This window comes from Haloferax sp. s1 (assembly GCF_058382125.1).
In genome coordinates, this window is sequence record NZ_JBZRPK010000220.1 from 1 (window position 1) to 2076 (window position 2076).

At 64.1% G+C, this 2076-nt stretch carries 2 protein-coding genes and 2 pseudogenes; 2 read left to right on the forward strand and 2 right to left on the reverse strand.

Annotated elements, in window-relative coordinates:
- Together QT222_RS01900 and QT222_RS01905 are read left to right on the forward strand one after the other, a co-directional pair.
- A pseudogene (locus QT222_RS01900) lies at positions 1 to 227 on the forward strand (glycosyltransferase family 4 protein); the annotation flags it as partial.
- 98 nt (positions 228 to 325) lie between these two features.
- Positions 326 to 1432, forward strand: coding sequence for a glycosyltransferase family 4 protein (locus QT222_RS01905; RefSeq protein ID WP_491476130.1), 1107 nt, complete (start codon positions 326 to 328; stop codon positions 1430 to 1432).
- Between the two features lie 26 nt (positions 1433 to 1458).
- Here QT222_RS01905 and QT222_RS01910 read toward each other — a convergent pair whose 3' ends face one another.
- Positions 1459 to 1875, reverse strand: a complete 417-nt coding sequence (locus QT222_RS01910) for a hypothetical protein (protein WP_004572493.1) — start codon at positions 1873 to 1875, stop codon at positions 1459 to 1461.
- Between the two features lie 85 nt (positions 1876 to 1960).
- Positions 1961 to 2076: pseudogene (locus QT222_RS01915) on the reverse strand (DUF2797 domain-containing protein); the annotation flags it as partial.

A 2076-nucleotide genomic window follows, 5' to 3' on the forward strand; every position in this document is an offset into this window, starting at 1 on the left:
ACATCCCAGTGTTCGCGGAGTTCTACACCCACGGCTACGACTGCCTGAAGTGCTCGACCGACGAGGAGTTCCGTCGGGCGCTCGACCTTCTCAACCGCGACCCTGACCTCCGTCGTCGACTCGGTGAAAACGCTCTCGAAACGGCCGCCGAGCACAACCTCGACCGTGTCGGTGACAGACTCGTCGAAACCTACGAGGACGTTCTCGACGGGTCGTTCGCCGACTGAAATCCGATTTTCTCGCGTTGTCGAGCGTTGCTTGCTGACACACATCATGGCAGCGCGAAGTCACAACGGTTTATCCCATCCGGGTCACACGACCGGGCATGCAGTCGGTCGCCGCGTTCACCGACACGTACCTACCGACCGTCAATGGCGTCACTTACACGATTCAGACGTGGCGCGAGCGATGGCAACGCCGCGGTGGCCGTATGGACGTTATCTTCCCGGACGACGACGAGTACGAATCCGAACCGGGCGAGTACGCCGTCAGGAGCCTGCCGTTTCCGTTCTACGAGGGGTTACGAATCGGTGCGCCGCGGATTCCGAAGGCCGTCGAGGACGCCGACATCGTCCACGCACACACACCGTTCGGTCTCGGCTTGGCGGGGCTTCGACTCGCTCGCCGCCATGACCTCCCGCTCGTTGCGACGTACCACACGCCCACCGCCGAGTACGCCGAATATCTCAGTTCTGTCGGGGCCATCGAGCGCGGCGTCGAGCGAACCGCCGAGCGCTACGAACGCTGGTTTTTCGACCGCGCCGACGCGGTTATCGTCCCGAGCGAGGACGCCAAACGACGCCTGTTGGAGGAAGTCGGTGTCGACGCCGACATCGCTGTCCTCTCGAACGGCATCGACATCGAGCAGTTCGCGCCGGCCGATGGCGACGAGTTCCGTCGGCGACACGACCTCGGCGACGGTCCGATTATCGGTTACACCGGGCGACACGGCTACGAGAAGCATCTCGACGAACTTATTCGCGCCGCAGCGGACCTCGACGTGACGCTCGTCTTCGGTGGCGACGGCCCCGCCCGCGACCAGTTAGAGCGACTCGCCCGCAATCTCGGCGTCGACGCTCGCTTCCTTGGTTTCTTAGACCGCGAGGACCTCCCCGCGTTCTACTCGGCGCTCGACGTGTTCTGTTTCCCGAGTCCGGTCGAAACGCAGGGACTCGTCGCGCTGGAGGCGAACGCCTGCGGGACGCCGGTCGTTGGCGTGAACGAAGGTGCGCTCGAAGACACGGTCGTCGACGGCGTGACGGGATACCACTACGAATCGAGGGATTTGGAGGGGTTCCGTCACGGAATCCGGCGCGCCCTCTCGGAGCGAGACGAACTCAGTGCGCGGTGTCTCGACCGACGCGACGAGGTGAGCGTCGACCACTCGGTCGACCGACTCGCGGCGCTCTACGACCGCGTCGAGTCCCAATAAAAGAAGACAATCGACTGGAAGTCGTCTTAGTCGCGGTCTTCGAGCGCGTCGGCGATGCGACGCAGTTCGCGGTTCACGTCGCGGACTTCGTCACGGAGTTGTCGGACTTCTCGGACGAGTTGTTCGTCGCTACCGCTTCCCTGTTCTGGGTCTCGGGGGCTGCTGCCTCCCATGCCGCCGGGGCCGCCGCCCATGCCGCCGGGGCCGCCACCGCCCATCATTCCGCTCATCATCTGCGCGAAGGGGTTGCCGCCGCCGCCCATGCCACCGGGGCCGCCACCGCCCATCATCTCGTCAGGGCTCGGGCGCTCGCCCTCTTCGCGCTCCTTTTCGCGTCGCTTGCGAATCTCTTCGACTCGCTCGCGGAACGACTTCTCTTCGTCTTCTCCGTTTTCGCCTTCGTCGGGTGCCTGCGTCTCGTCTGCGGGTTCGTCGTCAGCCATGGTCGCGGGTTAGCCGTCCACCCGGAAAGTGCTGACGGTCTTTCGGAGTCTGTCAACCAAATGTCTCGACTGGAGCAGACCAAAATTAGCTGAATGCACCGAGACTCGACTGTAAGTCGCGGTCGGTGCCGCCCCGTTCGAGTTCGTGGCCGACGAGGTCGCGCATGTCGACTGCGTAGGTCGTCCCGCCGTGGTCGAGAA

Bases quoted from the DNA above. Each gene is read 5' to 3' on its own strand.
- QT222_RS01905 (WP_491476130.1), top strand. From the start codon at position 326: ATGCAGTCGGTCGCCGCGTTCACCGACACGTACCTACCGACCGTCAAT.
- QT222_RS01910 (WP_004572493.1), bottom strand. From the start codon at position 1,875: ATGGCTGACGACGAACCCGCAGACGAGACGCAGGCACCCGACGAAGGC.